13 protein-coding genes are annotated in these 18,210 nt (G+C 71.7%); 6 read left to right on the top strand and 7 right to left on the bottom strand.

The features are described 5' to 3' along the window. Positions 1–157: 157 nt before the first annotated feature. Complete coding sequence (locus tag A5481_RS24535) at positions 158–1,396, bottom strand: hypothetical protein (RefSeq protein WP_048435396.1); 1,239 nt, start codon at positions 1,394–1,396, stop codon at positions 158–160. 437 nt (positions 1,397–1,833) lie between these two features. Between A5481_RS24535 and A5481_RS24530 the strand changes: the two genes are divergently transcribed. The 4 genes from A5481_RS24530 (at position 1,834) to A5481_RS24515 (ending at position 4,819) form a co-directional block, all read left to right on the top strand. Then, a complete protein-coding gene (locus A5481_RS24530) occupies positions 1,834–2,832 on the top strand; it encodes a hypothetical protein (RefSeq protein ID WP_053082464.1) in 999 nt (332 codons plus the stop codon). A 145-nt stretch (positions 2,833–2,977) separates the two neighbouring features. After that, positions 2,978–3,283, top strand: coding sequence for a hypothetical protein (locus A5481_RS24525; protein ID WP_245238992.1), 306 nt, complete (start codon positions 2,978–2,980; stop codon positions 3,281–3,283). Between the two features lie 2 nt (positions 3,284–3,285). Next, positions 3,286–3,855 carry a type II toxin-antitoxin system VapC family toxin gene (locus A5481_RS24520; protein ID WP_048435394.1) on the top strand — a complete coding sequence of 190 codons (570 nt, stop codon included), beginning with the start codon at positions 3,286–3,288 and terminating at the stop codon, positions 3,853–3,855. A 223-nt stretch (positions 3,856–4,078) separates the two neighbouring features. Further along, positions 4,079–4,819, top strand: coding sequence for a phosphorylase (locus tag A5481_RS24515; RefSeq protein WP_048435393.1), 741 nt, complete (start codon positions 4,079–4,081; stop codon positions 4,817–4,819). On the opposite strand, the gene hpnH is transcribed toward A5481_RS24515, so the two are convergent. Next, a complete protein-coding gene (hpnH, locus tag A5481_RS24510; RefSeq protein ID WP_048435392.1) occupies positions 4,742–5,896 on the bottom strand; it encodes an adenosyl-hopene transferase HpnH in 1,155 nt (384 codons plus the stop codon). The two genes, A5481_RS24515 and hpnH, sit on opposite strands and share 78 nt — an antisense overlap. An 852-nt stretch (positions 5,897–6,748) precedes the next feature. Between hpnH and A5481_RS24505 the strand changes: the two genes are divergently transcribed. Beyond that, on the top strand, positions 6,749–9,400 hold the full coding sequence (locus A5481_RS24505) for an MMPL family transporter (protein ID WP_048435391.1): 2,652 nt from the start codon (positions 6,749–6,751) through the stop codon (positions 9,398–9,400). A 763-nt stretch (positions 9,401–10,163) separates the two neighbouring features. After that, a complete protein-coding gene (locus A5481_RS24500) occupies positions 10,164–11,639 on the top strand; it encodes a SulP family inorganic anion transporter (RefSeq protein ID WP_048435390.1) in 1,476 nt (491 codons plus the stop codon). 111 nt (positions 11,640–11,750) lie between these two features. Here A5481_RS24500 and A5481_RS24495 read toward each other — a convergent pair whose 3' ends face one another. The 5 genes from A5481_RS24495 to A5481_RS24475 form a co-directional block, all read right to left on the bottom strand. Next, entirely contained in the window at positions 11,751–12,404 is a 654-nt protein-coding gene (locus A5481_RS24495) for a TetR/AcrR family transcriptional regulator (protein ID WP_048435389.1), read from the bottom strand. 75 nt (positions 12,405–12,479) lie between these two features. Next, positions 12,480–13,874: a cytochrome P450 gene (locus A5481_RS24490; RefSeq protein ID WP_245298661.1), complete on the bottom strand. Its 1,395-nt coding sequence runs from the start codon at positions 13,872–13,874 to the stop codon at positions 12,480–12,482. 34 nt (positions 13,875–13,908) lie between these two features. Then, complete coding sequence (locus A5481_RS24485; RefSeq protein ID WP_048437397.1) at positions 13,909–15,135, bottom strand: phosphopentomutase; 1,227 nt, start codon at positions 15,133–15,135, stop codon at positions 13,909–13,911. Next, positions 15,132–16,751 carry an ABC transporter ATP-binding protein gene (locus A5481_RS24480; protein WP_048437398.1) on the bottom strand — a complete coding sequence of 540 codons (1,620 nt, stop codon included), beginning with the start codon at positions 16,749–16,751 and terminating at the stop codon, positions 15,132–15,134. Before A5481_RS24480 ends, A5481_RS24485 begins: the two co-directional genes overlap by 4 nt. 191 nt (positions 16,752–16,942) lie before the next feature. Continuing rightward, a partial coding sequence (locus A5481_RS24475) for an efflux transporter outer membrane subunit (RefSeq protein WP_048437399.1) occupies positions 16,943–18,210 on the bottom strand: 1,268 nt, incomplete at its 5' end.

Below are 18,210 nucleotides of genomic sequence, written 5' to 3'. Positions count from 1 at the left end.
GTCCGGGAAAGGGGGAGGCTTACGAGGATCGTCGCCCCTATGGTCGGGCCGCGGTCGCGGTGTCGTGTACCGTGGCGTTGCAATCGCGAAGGTCTCTAGATCTTTGTTTTACGACATTTTCTGCGACGAACCGGTTTCCACTTCGTCGGAAAATGCTCTAGATCCTGTAAAAGCTGGTGAGCAGCGTCACCGCCGCGTTGGCGAGGATGCCCCAGGTGACGAGCAGCGGCAGCGCCGCGAAGGCCCGGGGGCGCTCGCCCCGCAGCATCAGCACGATCAGGATCGGCAGCCAGTCGAGGGTGTAGCGCTGGGTGGCGGTCTGGTCGGCGCCGTTCGAGTGGTAGAACAGGGTGATCCCGGCGATGATCGCGACGACGACGGCGCCCGCCGCGAAGGCCCGGTCGAGCCGGGCGTAGACCGCCAGCAGCAGCCACGGGCCCATCACCAGCACGCTTGCGCCGGAGCGGTCGATGCCGGTGAGCTGCGTCAGGTACGGCCCGCCGAACTCGAAGTGGATGCCCTGCAGGAACAGGTAGAGGGTGTTGAACAGCAGGTAGTCGCGCGAGAAGATCCCGACCTCGGCGATGCGCCGCCAGATGAAGCCGGCGCTGCCGGGATTGTGGATGAAGGCGTAGCCGGTCTCGGTCGGGCTGCCGAAGCGGGCGTAATTGTAGGCGCAGTAGGCGACGACCGCGAGCGCGACCGGAATCCCGGCGAGCAGCACCGGGCGGACGAGGTCCCGCGCCGTCTCGCGCCACTCTCCGCGCCGGCTCTCGTGCCGCGGCAGCGCCAGCACCAGCAGGAACAGCGGGTAGAAGATCGCCATCTGCCGGCACAGGAAGGCGAGCGCCACGAACAGACCCGCGAGCGGCAGCGAGCGCCGGCAGATCACCGCCCACAGGCTCAGGGTGGTCATCAGGAAGGCGACCGACTGGGCGTAGAACCACACGCCCTCCGAGCGCAACGTCACCTGGAACAGCGGGCTCGCGAAGGCGATGGCCGCCAGGATCCAGAGCGCGTCGGCATCCTCGACGTCGAGGGCCCGCAGGATCCGGTGCCAGGCCCACAGGCCGATCGCCCCGAGGGCCATCGCCAGCAGCACGAAGCCCTTGAAGCCCGGGAACCCGAACAGGGCCACGAAGGGCAACGCCACGAGCGCCGGCAGCGGCGGGAAGATCACGTAGGTGCGGCCCTGGAACAGGGCGCAGTCGATCTCCGGGCAGCGGTCGATCCACAGCCGCCCGTGCAGGAACGCATCGGCGAGGGCCCCGTGCGAGTTGAGGCCCGGATCGCGCAACACCCCGCGCAGGACCAGGAGGGCGAGGAGCGCCAGGGCGCCGAGCCCGGCGAGGACGGCGAGGGTCCGGTTGCGGTTGTCCTCGGAGCTGCGGTGCATGGGGGCCTGAGGGGGCAAGGGGGCCTGAGGGGGCAAGGGGGCGTGAGATGCCGGAGCCGGCCCTCCTTTCTTCACGCTCACGCTTAACCGGGTCTTTCCCGGACCGTCGCCGCGTCGCGTCCGCTCCGCCGCGTCGTCGGGCGCGGATCCCGGCTCCCGGGAGAGGCGGGCTGCCGGGATCGCAATCCACCGTCCGGGCCGCGCAGTCGGGATCGGGCCGGGCGGAGTGTCGGGCGTGTCGAGATCCAGTCGCTCCCGCCGATCGCCGCGCCGCGACGCTGCGAAGCCGGCCGCACAACACTTCGCGCATCGATCACGACATTGCCGATCGACGGCGCCCGGGATCGATCGTATGCCGATCAAGGTCGAACGATTGGCCGCCGTGTCCGGCCGTTCCGGCGACACGGGCACGACGAGACTTCCTGGAGCCCCACCCCATGACGATCCGGTCCGCGTCGGCGGCGATCACGCTCGCGCTCCTGTGCACCGCCCTCGCGCCGGCGGCCCGCGCCGCGGAGCGTACGCTGTTCGAGAACGTCCGGGGCTGGACGATCGAGCGCGACGTCGGCGACCGGGGGCCGAATGCCTGCCAGATGGCCTATTCGTACCGGGACAAGGACGACAAGAACGCCGAGAACGCCGTCGTCGCCCGCCGGAAGGGCGACGCGATGGTCCTCGTTCTCGGCTACGAGAACTGGGACTGGGACAAGGACGAGACCGTTCAGGCGCCGCTCTCGATCGACAAGCAGGTCGTCTTCCCCAGGCAGGGCTGGAGCGGCGACGGCAAGCTGCTGGCGACCGAATTGCCGGGAACCGCGATCCCGAAGCTGCTCACCGGCAAGCAGATCGTCCTCAAGTTCGACGACGGCGAGGCCGATTTCCGCATCCCCGGCTTCGCCGACGCCTTCGACGGCCTCAAGCGCTGCGACGCCGCGGCAGCGGCGCCCGCGCCCGCCACGGCGCAGGCCGCGCCGGTCCCGCAGGCCGCGCCGGTCCCGCCCGCGGCCCGGATCGAGGCGTACCTGTTCGGGCTTCTCCTCCAGCGCACCGTCGCGACCTGCGACGTGAGCACCACCGGCCCGCAGCGGACCGCCCTCGACGCGAAGGTCGCCGCGCTGCGGCCCGAGATGGCGCCCATCGAGGCGGTGGTCCAGGAGCAGATGAAGGCGCCCGACGTGCCGGGCTGCCCGAAGCCGGGGACGGAGAAGGGGCAGTTCGAGACCGAGCTGAGCGCGTATCTCGCCCAGAGCCCGGAAGACTACGCCGCCTCGGCGGGCAAGCGCAGCGCGGAGCGCAAGGCCGCCGCCGAGACGAAGCGCAAGGCCGAGGCGGACGCGCAGGCGAAGGCCGAGATGGAGGCGCGGATCCGCGCCGAGGTCGAGGCGAAGCTGCGGGCGGAGGCCGCTGCGGCGGCGGCCCAGGCGCCGAAGCCGTAGGGCCGGTTCGCACAAGACGCGCCCGGCCGGTTGCGAGAACGCCGACGCCCGATCGTGCCTGATCGGGCGTCGGCGTTGCAGAAACGGCAAGCAGCCCGTATGTTAAACAAAATCGCTGTTTTGTTTTGCGACGATGGTCGGGCCCATGGCAGCCGTGCATTCCGGTGGTCGTGTCGATGCCGTGGACGATCGGTTGCCGCGTGTCGAACCGATGGTCCCGGCAGTGATGGACCGCGCCGCGGAGATGGGTTTGCTCGATGCGGAGACCCATCAGGTGGGTGCCCGGCTTCCGGTCAAGCTGGTCGAGCAGGCCAAGCGACGCACCGGCATCGGGTCCACCACGGATCTTCTGGCCTTCGCCCTCGCCAACGTGGCCGTCGACGACGATTTCGCGAGGGTCTTCGCGGAGGCCCGCGGCACGCTTGATCCGGATCTCGATATCGGTTTTTGAGCGTGGTCCTGCTCTCGAAGCACGCCGAGACGCTCTGCTCGCGTCTCGACCTCGGGCGCCTCACGCCGCGGCCGCGGAGCGAGCTCGCCTTCGTCGATGATGCCGCTCTTTCGGCCGGAGGATTGCTGCTGCTCGATACCGGAGTCTATATCCATCAACTCATGGGCCGAGCGCCCCTGGCGCTGGGCGACCTCCTGAGACGGCGTCGGATTCATCACAGCGTCGTTGCCGTGCAGGAGATGCTGCACGCCATCGGTGTCCTCGATCCCGCCGACGCTCGGACGACGGCGAACGTTGCGGCCATTCGCGGCGTCCTCGACGCCATCCCCGCGCACCGTCTCCATACGCCCGTGCAAGCCGTGATGACCGATGCCGCGGTCTATGCCGGCATCCTGTGCCGCCTTCAGGGCTATGCCAGGGACAGGCGCATGAAGGCCTTGATCGACTGTACGCTGTTCTTCCAAGCTCGCTGGCTCGGCTGCATCCTGCTTACCGCCAACGTTGCTGACTTCGACTGTCTGCAGCAACTGCGGCCCGAAGGCCGGGTTCTGTTTTACGAGAGCGCCCGGTGACCGCAGCGCCTTCGCACGAACCGGTTCCAAGGTGATGGCTCGGCCCGCAAGGTCTCTTTTCCTCGCGCCGGCGCCATTGCGACGGCGCGAGGGGACGGGACGCCCGGGCGGCCTCCGCCCCCCGGCGGCGTGTCGGTGTCGCGGGCGCCACAGGACCGCCCCACCTGCTCTGGTATGAGGGGCTCCGCACCTTCCTCCCCCATCGAGCCGCCCGAGCCCCCGCATGATCGTCGTCGAGGACACCACCGCCCCGAACGGGCCCCATCCCGTCCTGGCCGTCACCGGCCTCGCCCGCGAGGCGCGGCTGGCCGCAGGTCCCGGCGTGGCGACGGTGGGGGCCGGGGGCAATCCGGAGCGGCTGCGGGATCTCCTGAGGGGGCGCGCCGGCCCGGGCTGCCGGGCGGTGATGAGCATCGGCATCGCCGGCGGGCTCGATCCGGAACTGGTGCCGGGCGACGTCGTGGTGGCGACCGGGGTGAGCGCCGGCGGCATGCGGCACCCGGCGCACGACCGGGTCGTGGCGGCGCTGGCCCGCCGGCTGGCGGACGCGCCGGCGCGGATCGTGCTCGCCGACGTCGTCGGGGTGGAGGCGGCGGTGCTGTCGCCGCACGCCAAGGCGCGGCTGCGGTCCGAGACCGGGGCCGCGGCGGTCGACATGGAATCCCACGTCGCGGCCGCCTTCGCGGAGGCGCACGGCCTGCCGTTCTGCGCCGTGCGGGTGGTGTGCGACCCGGCCGACCGCGCCCTGCCGGCGGCGATCGCCAAGGCCCTCAAGCCGGACGGCGAGCCCGATATCCTCGCCGTCCTGTCGGCGCTGGCGCGCCGCTCGGCGAGCGTGGGCGGACTGGTGCGTCTCGCCCGCGACTCGTCGGCGGCCTTCGCCTCGCTAGGCCGCTGTCGCGCGCTTCTTGGCGTCGGCCTTGGCGTCCCGGATCTCGGAGAGCTTCTGCGCGACGTTGCGTGAGAACACGAACTCGGCCGGGCGCTGGTTCTCGAGGGAGATCTCGGGAGCCATCTCGCCCTCGGTCTTGATCCCGCGCAGGGCGTAGATCACCGGCTTCCACGGCTTCTTGACCGAATCGACCACCGACGAGGCCTCGTAGCCCGAATGCACCATGCAGTCGGCGCACTTCTCGTAGTTGCCGGTGCCGTAGGCGTCCCAGTCCGTGGTCTCCATCAGCTCCTTGAAGGTCTTGGCGTAGCCCTCGCCGAGCAGGTAGCACGGCTTCTGCCAGCCGAAGACCGTCCGGGTCGGGTTGCCCCACGGCGTGCAGTGATAGGTCTGGTTGCCGGCCAGGAAGTCGAGGAACAGGCCCGACTGCTGGAAGGTCCACTTCTCGCGGCCCTTCTCCTTGCCGAGGCGGAACACGCCGCGGAACAGGTCCTTGGTCGCCCGGCGGTTGAGGAAGTGCTGCTGGTCGGGGGCGCGCTCGTAGGCGTAGCCGGGGGAGACGGTGATGCCGTCGATGCCCATCCGGGTCACGCTGTCGAAGAAGTCCGCGATCTTGTCGGCCGAGGAGTTGTTGAAGAAGGTGCAGTTGATCGTGACCCGGAAGCCCATCTCCTTGGCCTTCTGGATCGCCGCCACCGCCTTGTCGTAGACGCCGCGCTGGCACACCGACTGGTCGTGCATCTCCTTGTCGCCATCGAGATGGATCGACCAGGTGAAGTACGGGCTCGGCTTGTACTGCGCGATCTTCTTCTCAAGGAGAAGCGCGTTGGTGCAGACGATCGCGAACTTCTTCTGGGCGATGATGCCGTCGACGATCTGCGGCAGGTCCTTGTGCAGCAGCGGCTCGCCGCCGGCGATGACCACCACGGGTGCGCCGCACTCGCGGACCGACTCGAGTGCTTCGTCGACCGGAAGACGCTTGTTGAGGATCTCGTCCGGATAGTCGATCTTGCCGCAACCCGCGCAGGCGAGATTGCACCGGAACAGCGGCTCCATCATCATGACCAGCGGATAGCGCTTGCGGCCGGTGATGTGCTGCTTGAGGATGTAGCCGCCGATCTTCGCGACGTACCGGAGAGGAATGCCCAAGACCAAGGCTCCTTGTGTCGTGGTTCGTGTCGGGTGCTGTGCCAAGCGGGCTGATTAGCCCGAAAAGTGGCGGATTTCCAGCAAGCTAGGTTCGAAAGGGTCCAGGCTGGGCGCGGAAGTGCCCGAGTGTGGCCCAAACTCGACGGGAGCGGGACGCCCCACGCCCTCGACAATGCCCGGGCGCCTGGGGATCGTCGAGGGGTGCGACGCTGCAGCGCAGCAATCGTCGCGGCGGCCCGGGGGGCGGGCCCGCAGGACCGACGCGCCTCAGGTCCCCTTTCCCTCCGTCCTCGCCGGCGAGCGCTGGAGACGATGCGGGTGACACCTGCGACGCGGGGGACGATGGCCCGCACCGCCCCGGCGCGGGAGCCGCGCGGCCGGGCCGGCATCAGGGCGAGCCCGCTCTCCCGGCATGCCGCCCGCGCCGGCCGCCGCTCGCCATGGCCCGGCGCGGCCCGCCCGCGGCGTCCCGGGGCCCGCCCTGCCGGGCGAAAGCCCGTCCGGCCGCGGCGGTTGCGGCGGTCTCGGCCGGCGCCGGCAGGACGCGGCGGCCGCCCGGACCAGGGATCCGTTTGCCGCCAATGCGTTGCAATCGGGCCTGCGGGTCATTACCTAGCGCGCCACGGACGGGCCCCGGGAGGGCGCGGCCGTGACGGGGGTGCGCTGCCCGACCCGGGTACGCCCCGCGACCATGGGCGCCGCCGCCCTGCGCGCTATACTGGTCCTCCGCCGGATCTCGCGCCGGTGCGGGGACGTCGCCGTCCCGGCGGGCCGTCGGGCCGATTCGTCAGGACTTCACCGGGCCGCCGCGATCCGCCGCGCGGCCCGCGAGCTAGAGGCAGGCTTCGCATCGTGATCGAACGGCTCGTGGCGTTTTCCGTACACCGGCGCTGGCTCGTCATCGTGGCCGCTTTGCTGGTCACCGTCGCGAGCGCCGGCACGGCGGCGCATCTCTTCCGCATCAACACCGACGTCGAGCGCCTGATCACGTCGGACGTGCCCTGGCGCCAGGACGAGATCCAGTTCGAGAAGACCTTCCCGCAGCGCAGCAACCTGCTCGTCGCGGTGATCGACGCCCAGACGCCCGAGCAGGCCGACGAGGCGGCGAGCCGCCTGACCCAGGCCCTCTCGACCCACAAGGCCCTGCTGCCGATCGTCTACCGGCCCGACGGCGGTCCGTTCTTCGACAAGAACGGCCTGCTCCTGATGCCCCAGAAGGAACTGGAGCAGACCACCGAGAAGCTGATCCAGCAGCAGGGCCTGCTCGGGCCGCTCGCCGCCGACCCTTCCTTGCGCGGCATCATGCAGGCGATGGTGATGGGCGCCCAGGGCGTGAAGGCCGGCCAGGCCAAGCCCGAGGACCTCGTCGGCCCGATGGGCCAGATGAAGGAGGTCTTCGACAAGGTCCTGAAGGGCGAGCGGGCGCAGCTGTCGTGGCAGCTCCTGCTCTCCGGCGGCAAGGCGGAGCCGAGCGACCTGCGCCGCTTCGTCATCGCCCAGCCGGTCCTCGACTATGACGCCCTCCAGCCCGGCGAGAAGGCGACCCAGCTGATCCGCGAGACCGCCCGCAACCTCGGCCTGACCGAGGCCAACGGCGTGCGGGTGCGGCTGACCGGCCAGGTCGCGGTGGCGGACGACGAGTTCGCGACGCTCGCCGACGATGCCGGCCTGAACTACTCGGTCACCGGCGGCGCCATCGTGCTGTTCCTGTGGCTGGCCCTGCGCTCGGGCAGCCTCGTCGTGGGCGTCCTCATCACCACCTTCGCGGGCCTCATCGTCACGGCGGCGCTCGGCCTCCTGATGGTCGGCGAGCTCAACCCGATCTCGGTCGCCTTCGCGGCCCTGTTCGTCGGGCTCGGCATCGATTTCGGCATCCAGTTCGCGGTGCGCTACCGCGCCGACCGCTTCGCCGAGGGAGACCTCGAACGGGCGATCCGCTCGGCCGCCCGCGGCGTCGGCTGGTCGCTGACCCTCGCGGCCGTCTCGCTGCTCGCCGGCTTCTTCTCGTTCCTGCCGACCGATTTCCGCGGCGTGTCGGAGCTCGGCCTGATCGCCGGCGTCGGCATGATCGTCGCCTACCTGTTCTCGCTCACCCTGCTGCCGGCGCTGATCGCCGTGCTGCGGCCGCCGGGCGAGAAGCAGGAGGTCGGCACCGCCAGCATGGCCTCGGTCGACCACTGGATCCTCGAGCACCGCAAGCTGGTCCTGGTGCTGACCGGCCTCGTCACCGTGGCGGGCCTGCCGCTGCTCTACTGGCTGCCCTTCGACTCGAACCCGATGCACCTGCGCAGCGCGAAGGTGGAATCGGTCGCGACCTATCTCGACCTCGCCAAGGACCCGAAGACCAGCCCGAACTCGATCGACGTGGTGGTGCCCAACCGCGACGCCATCGACCCGATGGTCAAGAAGCTCCTCGCCCTGCCGGCCGTCGCCGGGGTGGTCGACATCAACACCTTCGTGCCCGCCGACCAGGACCAGAAGCTCGCCACCATCGAGGACGCCGCCCAGGTGCTCGGGCCCGTGCTCAACCCGCCCCGCGTCGCTCCCCCGCCGACCGACCGCGAGGTGGTGACGGCGATCCGCAACGCCGTGGCGGCGCTGCGCGGCATCGTGCAGGGCGCGCAGCAGCAGGGGGCGGCCAACGCCTCAGGCCCGCTGGCGACGATCCAGGGCTTCACCGACACCCTCGAGCGGCTGGCCAACGCCGAGCCGCCGGTGCGCGAGGCCGCCGCCGCCGCGGTTGTGCCGAACCTCAAGGCCCTGCTCACCCGCCTGCGCAGCCTGCTCTCGCCGGAGAAGATCACGCTCCAGAACCTGCCGGCGCAGATCCGCTCCGAGTGGATCGCCGCCGACGGCAAGGCCCGGATCGAGGTCCAGCCCAAGGGCAACTCGAACGACAACCTGGTGCAGCGCCGCTTCGCCAAGGAAGTCCTGAGCGTCGCCCCCCACGCCACCGGCGCGCCGGTCGCCACCACCCTGTCGAGCCACACGATCCTCGGCGCCTTCATCGAGGCGGGCCTGCTGGCGCTGCTCTCGATCTTCATCATCCTGTCGGTGGCCCTTCGCCGCCCCTGGGACGTCGCCATGGCGCTGGGACCCCTGGTGCTCGCCACCCTGTGGACGCTGGAGGCGCTCTACCTCATCGGCATGCCGCTGAACTTCGCCAACATCATCGCGCTGCCGCTGATGCTGGCGGTGGGCGTGGCCTTCCACATCTACTACGTGATCGCCTGGCGGGCCGGCGTCGCCGATATGCTGGCCTCGAGCCTGACCCGGGCGATCTTCTTCTCGGCGCTCACCACCGGCACCGCCTTCGGCTCGCTGGTGCTGTCGAGCCACCCGGGCACCGCCAGCATGGGCAAGCTGCTCGCGCTGTCGCTGTTCTTCACCCTGGTGGCCGCCTTCTTCATCGTGCCGGCCTTCCTCGGGCCGCCGCCGAAGCAGAAGGCCAAGGACGGGGTGCCGGAGAGTGCGGCGAGGCGGGATCCGCTGATCCCGGCCTAGGGGCCGAGAGCAGAACCGATGACAAGGTCCGTCCCTCCGCCGAGGGGCGGGCTTTTTTCATGGAGGGCGCTTCGCGCGAGCCCTCCCCCCTCTGCGGGCTATCGGATTCACGCTTCTTCTCTGAAAGCCAAACCCTTGTAAGTGTAGGCGCTTTCCCCTCCCCCTTGTGGGGAGGGGTTAGGGGTGGGGGTGGTGCCGCGTAGAGCACAGAGGTCTATCCGGCACCACCCCCACCTCCAACTCCTCCCCACAAGGGGGAGGAGAGGCGCGCGACTTTCAACGGGGAGAACGATCAAACCGAGATGCGTGAATGCGATAGCCTCCGCTGGGGAGGGTTGGACCCTGCGTCAGCAGGGGCCGGGAGAGGGGCAGCGCGACGCTGATTCAGAGGGCGCCTGTCAGAACAGTTCGGTCCTTTCCGGAAACGTCGTCCCCTCTCCCGCCCGGCTCCGCCGGGCACCCTCCCCCGCAGAGGGGGGAGGGGCAAACCCGCGCTCTTCTCTTCTCGGTTGTCTCCGCGAATGACATTGCGCCCAGCAGTCGTGACTTTAATCCCTCTACCCCGTTGCAGCGCAGCGAAACTCCGTGCTAGGCACGGACCCATGATGCAGGATCGAGCCGTTCCGGTCTCGCGGCCCACGCCGCCGTAGCGCCCAGCTCTCCCGCGTCCTCTTCCCACGCCTGTCCTTCGTGCCCGTCCGCCCTGCGCGGCGGATCGTTCTCGCGCGCGCCGTCGCGCCTCTCCTCCGAAAGCTCAGACTCCATGAACCTCGTCCGCCTGCGGCGCGAATGGGCGCCCGACGTCACGCGCGAGATCCTGGCCGGGACCGTCGTCGCCCTCGCCCTCATCCCCGAATCGCTCGCGTTCTCGGTCATCGCCGGGGTCGACCCGAAGGTCGCCCTCTACGCCTCGTTCTGCATCGCGGTCGTCACCGCCATCGCGGGCGGGCGCCCGGCGATGATCTCGGCGGCCACCGGCGCGACGGCCCTGCTGATGACGTCGCTGGTCAAGGATCACGGCCTCGGCCACCTCCTCGCCGCGACGATCCTGACCGGCCTGATCCAGATCGCCGCCGGTGCGTTCAAGCTCGGCGACCTGATGCGCTTCGTCTCGCGCTCGGTCGTCACCGGCTTCGTCAACGCGCTCGCGATCCTGATCTTCATGGCCCAGCTGCCGGAGCTGATCGGCCGCGGGCCGGTCGTCTACGCGATGACCGCCGCCGGCATCGCGCTGATCTACGGCCTGCCCTATCTGACGAAGGCCGTGCCCCCGGCCCTGGTGGCGATCGTGCTGTGCACCGCCGTGTCGATGAGCCTCGGCCTCGACATCCGCACCGTCGGCGACATGGGGGCGTTGCCGGGCGAATTGCCGAGCTTTGCCCTGCCGCAGGTGCCCCTCACCCTGGAGACCCTGCGGATCATCCTGCCCTATTCGCTGACGATCGCCATGGTGGGCCTGCTCGAGAGCCTGATGACCGCGGCGATCATCGACGAGCGCACCGACACCACCTCGAACAAGAACCGCGAATGCACCGGCCAGGGGCTGGCCAACGTCACCGCCGGCCTGTTCGGCGGCATGGCCGGCTGCGCGATGATCGGCCAGTCGATGATCAACGTCTCGTCGGGGGGGCGCGGCCGGCTCTCGACCCTGTGGGCCGGCGCCTTCCTGCTGTTCCTGATCGTGGTGCTCGGGCGTTACGTGGCGCAGATCCCGATGGCGGCCCTCGTCGCGGTGATGATCGTGGTCTCGGTCGACACCTTCCAGTGGCGCTCGATCCGCACCCTGGTCACCCACCCGACCACGTCGAGCATCGTGATGCTCGGCACCGTCGCGGTCGTGCTCGCCACCCACGACCTCGCCAAGGGTGTGCTGTTCGGCGTCGTGCTGAGCGGGCTGTTCTTCGCCCACAAGGTCACCCGGTTCTTCGCCGTCGCCTCGTCGCGTGAAGGCCGAACCCGCACCTATCGGGTGACGGGCCAGATCTTCTTCGCCACGGCGGAGGCCTTCCATGCCGGCTTCGACTTCCGCGAGGAGGATCTGGAGCGCGTGGTGATCGACCTGACGCAGGCCCATTTCTGGGACCTCACCGCCGTCAACGCGCTGGACCGGGTCGTGCTGAAGTTCCGCCACCACACGGTGCCGGTGGAGATCGTCGGGCTCAACGCGGCCTCGGCGACGTTGGTCGAGAAGCTCGGCACCCACGGCAAGCCGGATTCGGCCGTGGCCTCCGGGCATTGAGCGGCCGTCCGACTTGCGGGACGACCCGTGTTTCCGGATTCCGGGCTCCGCTTCGCGGCCCCGGAATGCCCCTGTGGGTGTGAAGTGCGTCGCGGAAGGCGACGGACCCCCCTACCCCGCCCGCGCCGTCGCCCCGTGCACCATCGCCACCACGCCGGCGCGCAGGAGGTCGTACTTGGTCGGCAGGCCCGGGCCGGTCGGCAGCCGGCCTGCGGCGGCGAGCGTCGCGATGCCGTGGGACAAGGCCCAGACCTCGAGGGCGACGAAGCGCGGGTCGACGCCGGCGGAGAACCCGTCCGGGAAGGTGCTCCGCAGGGCCTCGACCAGGAGCCCGAAGGCGTCGCGGTCGCGCGGGGCCTGCTGCGGCGTTCCGCCGCCCGGCGGGCAGCCGTCCGGCCCGAGGGGCCGGGCCTCGAAGATCGCCGCGTAGTAGCCCGGCTCCTCCTCGGCGAAGGTCAGGTAGGCCTCGCCCATGCGGGTGAAGCGCTCCAGCGGCGTGCCGGGGCCGCGCAGCGCCCGGGCGAGCCGGGCGGCGAGCTCGGTGAAGCCGCGCTCGGCCACCTCCTCCAGCAGCGCCTCGCGGCCGCGGAAATGGCGGTAGAGCGCCGCCGGCGAGACGCCGACGAGGCGGGCCGCGTCGACCAGGGTGAAGCCGCCGATGCCGCGCTCCGCGATGAAGCGGCGCGCGGCCTCGATCAGGGCCTCCTTGAGGTTGCCGTGATGGTAGCCGCGCCGGTCGGACGGGCCGCTGCGCCAGGGTCGCACCGTGTCTCTATCTCTTCGCGGGGCCGGGCCGGCCGCTCCCCGCTGCCATAATGCATTTTCGCGCCCGCGGCAGGCTCAACCGGCGCGTCGCTCGAGATGGAAGCGCGGCACGTGGTCCGGCCGCACCGTCGTGGTCGCCACCGGCAGGACCGGCCGGTCGCCGTCGAGGGCGAGGCGGAAGTCGCGCATCAGGCGCGCCAGCACCAGGGTCGCCTCGGCGAGCGCCAGCTGCGCCCCGAGGCAGATCCGGGGGCCGGCGCCGAACGGCAGGTAGACGAAGCGGTCCGGCTCCGGGCGGTCGAGGAAGCGCCGCGGGTCGAAGGTCTCCGGCCGGTCCCACCAGCGCGGGTTGCGGTGGAGCACCCAGGTCGGGATCATCACGATGCTGCCGGCCGGGATCGCGGTCCCCTCGACTTGGCTCGTTCGCGCCGCGCGCCGGGCGATGACGTAGACCGGGGGGTAGAGCCGCAGCGCCTCCTGCGCCACCGCCCGGGCGAGCGTGAGACGGGCCAGGGACGCGCTCGCGCCCGCCTCCGTGAGGTCGAGCCCGGCCGCCTCGCGGGCGAGCGCGTCCTGCCATCCCGGCGCGCGGGCGAGCAGCGTGCAGGCCCAGAACAGGGTCGAGGCGGTGGTCTCGTGGCCGGCGACGATCAGGGTGCCGACCTCGTCGGCGAGCAGCCCGCCCGACGCCGCGCCATGGGCCTCGGTGAGGAGGTCGAACAGGTCCCGCGGCCCGCCCCCGCCCGAGGCGCCCTGCCCGCGCCGCGCCGCCAGCACCGCCCGCACGAGGCGAAGCCAGCGGCGGCGAAACAGCGCCCGGCGCGGGCTCGACGGCGTCGGCCAGCCCGGCGGCAGCAGGAAGTCGGCCACGGTCGGCTTGCCGAGCCGGTCGAGATAGCCCGAGACCAGCGCCCGGATCTCGGCGCCGAGCGGCCCGGTCTCGAGGGAGAACATCGAGGTCGTGGCGATGTCGAGGGCGACGCGCTGCATCTCGGCGCGCAGGTCCGCCGGGGCGCCGAGCCCCGCCTCCAGCCGGCGGCAGGATGCCTCCGCGCTGCGGGCGACGAAGCGCAGCATCAGCGGCAGGGTGCGGGGCGTGAAGGCGGGGGCGAGCACCCGGCGCTGGTGGCGCCAGGCCTCGCCGTCGGCCAGCACCAGGCCGTTCCCGGCGATCGGCCCGATCACCCGCCGGCCGGCGGGCAGGCGCACGAAGTCGTCGGTGGCCGAGAGCAGGACGTGGCGGGCACCGGCTGGGGTCGAGAGCAGCACCATCCGGCCGCTCCCGGGCAGCGGGATCGTCACCGCCGGCTCGTCGAGGCAGGCGCGGGGGAACGCCTCCAGGGTGTTGCGCCGGAAGGCGCCCAGCAGCCCGAGCCAGCCGACCCGCTCGGCCAGGGCCGGCACCGGCGGCGCGTGGACGCCGGTCTCGGGCGCGCCGACGGGGAGCGGACCGGAAGCCGTGATGGGCAAGGCGAAGGATCTCCGGTGGCGCGACCCTCCTGCTTTACGCGAGCGGTTCGGGCTCCGCCAACCCGAGATGGCGGGCGACCATCCGGCCGATCGCCGGGAAGCCGATCCGCCCGAGGGGGCCAGGGGCGAGGTCGGTCCCGGGCCGCAGGCCCGGCCCGAAGGCCAGCACCGGTACCTGCTCGCGGGTGTGGTCGGTGCCGATCCAGGTCGGGTCGTTGCCGTGGTCGGCGGTGACGAGGCAGAGGTCGCCGGCCCGAAGCGCCGCCCGGATCTCCGGCACCCGGGCGTCGAAGCGCTCCAGCGCCGCGGCGTAGCCCGGCACGTCGCGGCGGTGGCCGTACTCGGTGTCGAACTCGACGAGGTTGGCGAAGACGAGGCCGCCATCCGGCAGGTCGGCCAGGGCCGCGAGGGCGGCGGTGAGGCAGGCGTCGTTGCCGCCGGGCTTGATCTCGCGACCGGTCGACCGGTGGGCGAAGATGTCGCCGATCTTGCCGACGCTCACCACCGGCCGGCCGGCGGCGTCGAGCCGGTCGAGGAGGGTGTCGGCGGGCGGCGTCACGGCGTAGTCGCGCCGGTTCGCGGTGCGGGTGAAGCCGGATGCCTCGTCGCCGACGAACGGCCGGGCGATGACCCGGCCGATGCGGTAGGGATCGCAGAGCCGGCGGGCGATCGTGCAGAGCGCGTAGAGCCGGTCGAGCCCGAACGCCTCCTCGTGGGCGGCGATCTGGAACACGCTGTCGACCGAGGTGTAGCAGATCGGCCGGCCCGTCCGGACGTGCTCGGCCCCGAATTCCTCGACGATCGCGGTGCCGGAGGCGTGGCGATCGCCCAGGATGCCCGGCAGCCCGGCCTCGTCGACGAGGGCCCGGACCAGATCCGGCGGGAAGGCCGGCCGCGTCGCCGGGAAATGGCCCCAGGCGAAATCCACCGGCACCCCGGCGATCTCCCAGTGGCCCGATACGGTGTCCTTGCCGCGCGCGCTCTCGACCGCGTGGCCGAAGGCGCCCGCGACCGGCCCCGACGGGGCGAGGCCCGGCGGCATCCGGCCGCTCGCGCCTTGCGCCGCGAGGCCGAGCCCGAGGCCGGCGAGGTGGGGCAGGTGCAGGGGGCCGCCGCGCAGGCCCGCCCGGTCGCCGTCCCCGCGGGCGCAGGCCTCGGCGATGTGGCCGAGCGTGTCGGCGCCCGCGTCGCCGAAATCCGCGGCGTCCGGCGCGCCGCCGATGCCGACGGAATCGAGCACGATGAGGAGCGCCCGGCTCATTCGCTCACCGCCCCGGTCGGGGCCGCCGCGAGGTCGAAGGCGGCGGCGAACAGGGCGCGGGTGTAGTCGGTGCGGGGCGCGGAGAAGATCTCCTCGGCCGCGCCCTCCTCGACCACTTGGCCGCCCTGCATCACCATCACCCGGTTGGCGAGCGCCCGCACCACCTTGAGGTCGTGGCTGATGAACAGGTAGCCGAGGCCGCGGCGGGCCTGCAATTCGCGCAGGAGCTCGACGATCTGGGCCTGGACCGACATGTCGAGGGCCGAGGTCGGCTCGTCGAGGACGACGAAGCGCGGATCGAGCGCCATGGCGCGGGCGATGGCGATGCGCTGGCGCTGGCCGCCGGAGAATTCGTGCGGATAGCGGTCCATGGCGGCGGGATCGAGCCCGACATCGTCGAGCGCCCGGGCGACGATCTCCCGGCGCTCGGCGTCGGTGCGGCCCTTGCCCTGCACCTCGAGTCCCTCGGCGACGATCTCGGCCACCGACATTCGCGGCGAGAGCGAGCCGTAGGGATCCTGGAACACCACCTGCATCTCGCGCCGCAGCGGCCGCATGGCGTTCGCCGACAGCCCGTCGATGCGCCGGCCGAGATAGACCACCGGGCCCTCGGAGGCGACGAGCCGCAGGACGGCGAGGCCGAGCGTGGTCTTGCCCGAGCCCGATTCGCCGACCACCCCGACGGTCTCGCCCTGGCGCACGCGGAAGCCCACCCCGTCCACCGCCTTGACGTGGCCGGTGGTGCGCCGGAGCAGGCCCGTCCTGATCGGGAAATGGACCCGGATCGGCCCGGCCTCGACCAGGACCGGCGCCCCGTCCGGCACCGGGTTGCCGCGGCCCCGCGGCTCGGCGGCGAGCAGGCGGCGGGTATAGTCGTGCTGCGGGTCGGCGAACACCTCGGCGACCGGGCCGGCCTCGACGATGCGCCCCTGCAGCATCACGCAGACCCGGTCGGCGACGCGGCGCACGATGCCGAGGTCGTGGGTGATGAACAGCATCGCCATGCCGAGCCGCGCCTTCAGCTCGGCGAGCAGCGACAGGATCTGGGCCTGGACGGTGACGTCGAGCGCCGTCGTCGGCTCGTCGGCGACGAGCAGGTCGGGCTCGCAGGCGAGCGCCATCGCGATCATCACCCGCTGGCGCTGCCCGCCGGAGAGCTCGTGCGGATAGGCGCCGAGGCGCTTGTCCGCATCGCGGATGCCCACGAGGGTCAGCAGCTCCAGGGTGCGGGCACGCGCCGCCTCGCCGCCCATCCCCTTGTGCAGCCGCAGCACCTCGCCGACCTGCTCGGCGATGCGGTGCAGCGGGTTGAGCGAGGTCATCGGCTCCTGGAACACCATGGTGATGTCGGCGCCGCGGATCCCGCGCATCTGCGGCTCGGAGAGCGCCAGCAGGTCGCGGCCCTTGAAGCGGATGCTGCCCTCCGGCACCGCGCCGTCGAGGAGGCGCAGGATCGACAGCGCCGTCACCGACTTGCCCGAGCCCGATTCGCCGACGAGGGCCACGGTCTCCCCCGGCGCGATGGCGAAGGAGACGCGATCGACGGCGCGGGTCTCGCGCCCGCCCTGGCGGAAGGCGACGGAGAGATCCTGGACGGAGAGGAGCGGGTCGGTCATCGGCTCGAAACTAGGGCGGCGGCGCGCCGGTGGACCGGTTTAGGCCATTCCCCGGTGAGCGGGAACCGGGATGGCCAAGCGGATGCAAGGCGGATGCAAGGCGTGGCGCGGGTTCTCTCCTCTTCCCGCGGGCGGGGAGAGGAGAGAACCCGAGATTGATTGGCCTCGACACAAATCGGGCGGACACCGTCTCACTCGTCCACCCGCGGCGCCTGGCCGCGATCGATCGGCAGCGGCGTGAACTGCTTCAGCGCCTCGCCGCTCGGCAGGCTGCCGGTGTCCCAGCCGCCGCCGATCGCGCCGATCAGCGAGACCGCGTTGGCGAAGCGGTTGAGCCGGACCTGGAGCGCCGTGACCTCGTTGTTGAGCTCCAGCGCCTGGGCGGTGACGACCGTGGTGTAGTTCTGGGTGCCGGCCCGGTACTCGTTGAGCGCGATCTCGACCGCCTGGTGCGACGACCGCACCGCCAGTTCCTGCGCGCCCTGCTGGCGGGCGAGGATGCGCTGGCCGGCCAGCCCGTTCTCGACCTGCTGGAAGGCGGTGAGCACCGTCTGGCGGTAATTGGCGACGGCGGCATCGTAGGCCGCCTCGACGGCCTGGAGGGTGGCGGTGCGGGCGCCGCCGTCGAACAGCACCTGGGACCCCGAGGCCGCCACCGACCAGAACGTGTTGGCGGCCGAGAAGAAGGTGCGGGCCGGATCGCCCGCGATGCCGCCGCTCGCCGACAGGGTGACGGTCGGGTAGAACGCCGCCACCGCGACGCCGATCTGGGCGCTCTGCGACTGGACGGTGCGCTCGGCCAGCGCGATGTCGGGCCGGCGCTCCAGGAGATCGGAGGGCAGGCTCACCGGCACGGTCGGCGGCCGCGCCGGCAGGCTGCCGCGGGGAAGCGACACCTCGGAGGGCGGGCGGCCGATCAGCGTCGCGATGGCGTGCTCGAGGTTCGCCCGCTGCAGCCCGACCGCGATGGCGTTGGCCTGGGTGGTCTGGAGCTGGGTCTGGGCGGTGATGACGTCGGAGCGGGCGGCGACGCCGGCGGCGTACTGGTTCTGCGCGATGGCGAGCGAGCGCTGGTAGGCCTGCGCCGTGCGCTCGAGCAGGCTCTGGAGCGATTCCTGGTAGCGCAGCTGGTAATAGGCCGTCGCGAGCTGCGTCTGGAGCGCGAGGCGCACCGAGGCGATGTCGGCGGCGCTGGCCTGGGCGGCGGCGACGTCGCTCTCGATCAGGCGGCGGACGCGGCCGAACAGGTCGGGCTCCCAGGTCGCCGAGCCTTGCAGCGTCACGGTGGTGCGCTCGATCCCGCCGGTGCTGGCGCGGGAGATCGAGGGCGCGCCGAGCACGGTGGGAAACAGCTGGGCGCGGGCCTCCTGCACCAGGGCCCGGGCCTGCCGGTAGGCGGCGACCTGGGCGCGCAGGCTCTGGTTGTCGACGTCGATCAGGCGGATCAGCCGGTCGAGGG

Origin of the sequence: Methylobacterium platani, from assembly GCF_001653715.1 — a bacterium.
GTDB classification, from domain to species: domain Bacteria; phylum Pseudomonadota; class Alphaproteobacteria; order Rhizobiales; family Beijerinckiaceae; genus Methylobacterium; species Methylobacterium platani.
The sequence above is the reverse complement of the archived record's forward strand: the minus strand, read 5'-3'. Positions and strand labels throughout refer to the sequence as shown.

Bases quoted from the DNA above. Each gene is read 5' to 3' on its own strand.
- A5481_RS24535 (WP_048435396.1), bottom strand. From the start codon at position 1,396: ATGCACCGCAGCTCCGAGGACAACCGCAACCGGACCCTCGCCGTCCTC.
- A5481_RS24530 (WP_053082464.1), top strand. From the start codon at position 1,834: ATGACGATCCGGTCCGCGTCGGCGGCGATCACGCTCGCGCTCCTGTGC.
- A5481_RS24525 (WP_245238992.1), top strand. From the start codon at position 2,978: ATGGCAGCCGTGCATTCCGGTGGTCGTGTCGATGCCGTGGACGATCGG.
- A5481_RS24515 (WP_048435393.1), top strand. From the start codon at position 4,079: ATGATCGTCGTCGAGGACACCACCGCCCCGAACGGGCCCCATCCCGTC.
- A5481_RS24500 (WP_048435390.1), top strand. From the start codon at position 10,164: ATGAACCTCGTCCGCCTGCGGCGCGAATGGGCGCCCGACGTCACGCGC.
- A5481_RS24485 (WP_048437397.1), bottom strand. From the start codon at position 15,135: ATGAGCCGGGCGCTCCTCATCGTGCTCGATTCCGTCGGCATCGGCGGC.
- A5481_RS24480 (WP_048437398.1), bottom strand. From the start codon at position 16,751: ATGACCGACCCGCTCCTCTCCGTCCAGGATCTCTCCGTCGCCTTCCGC.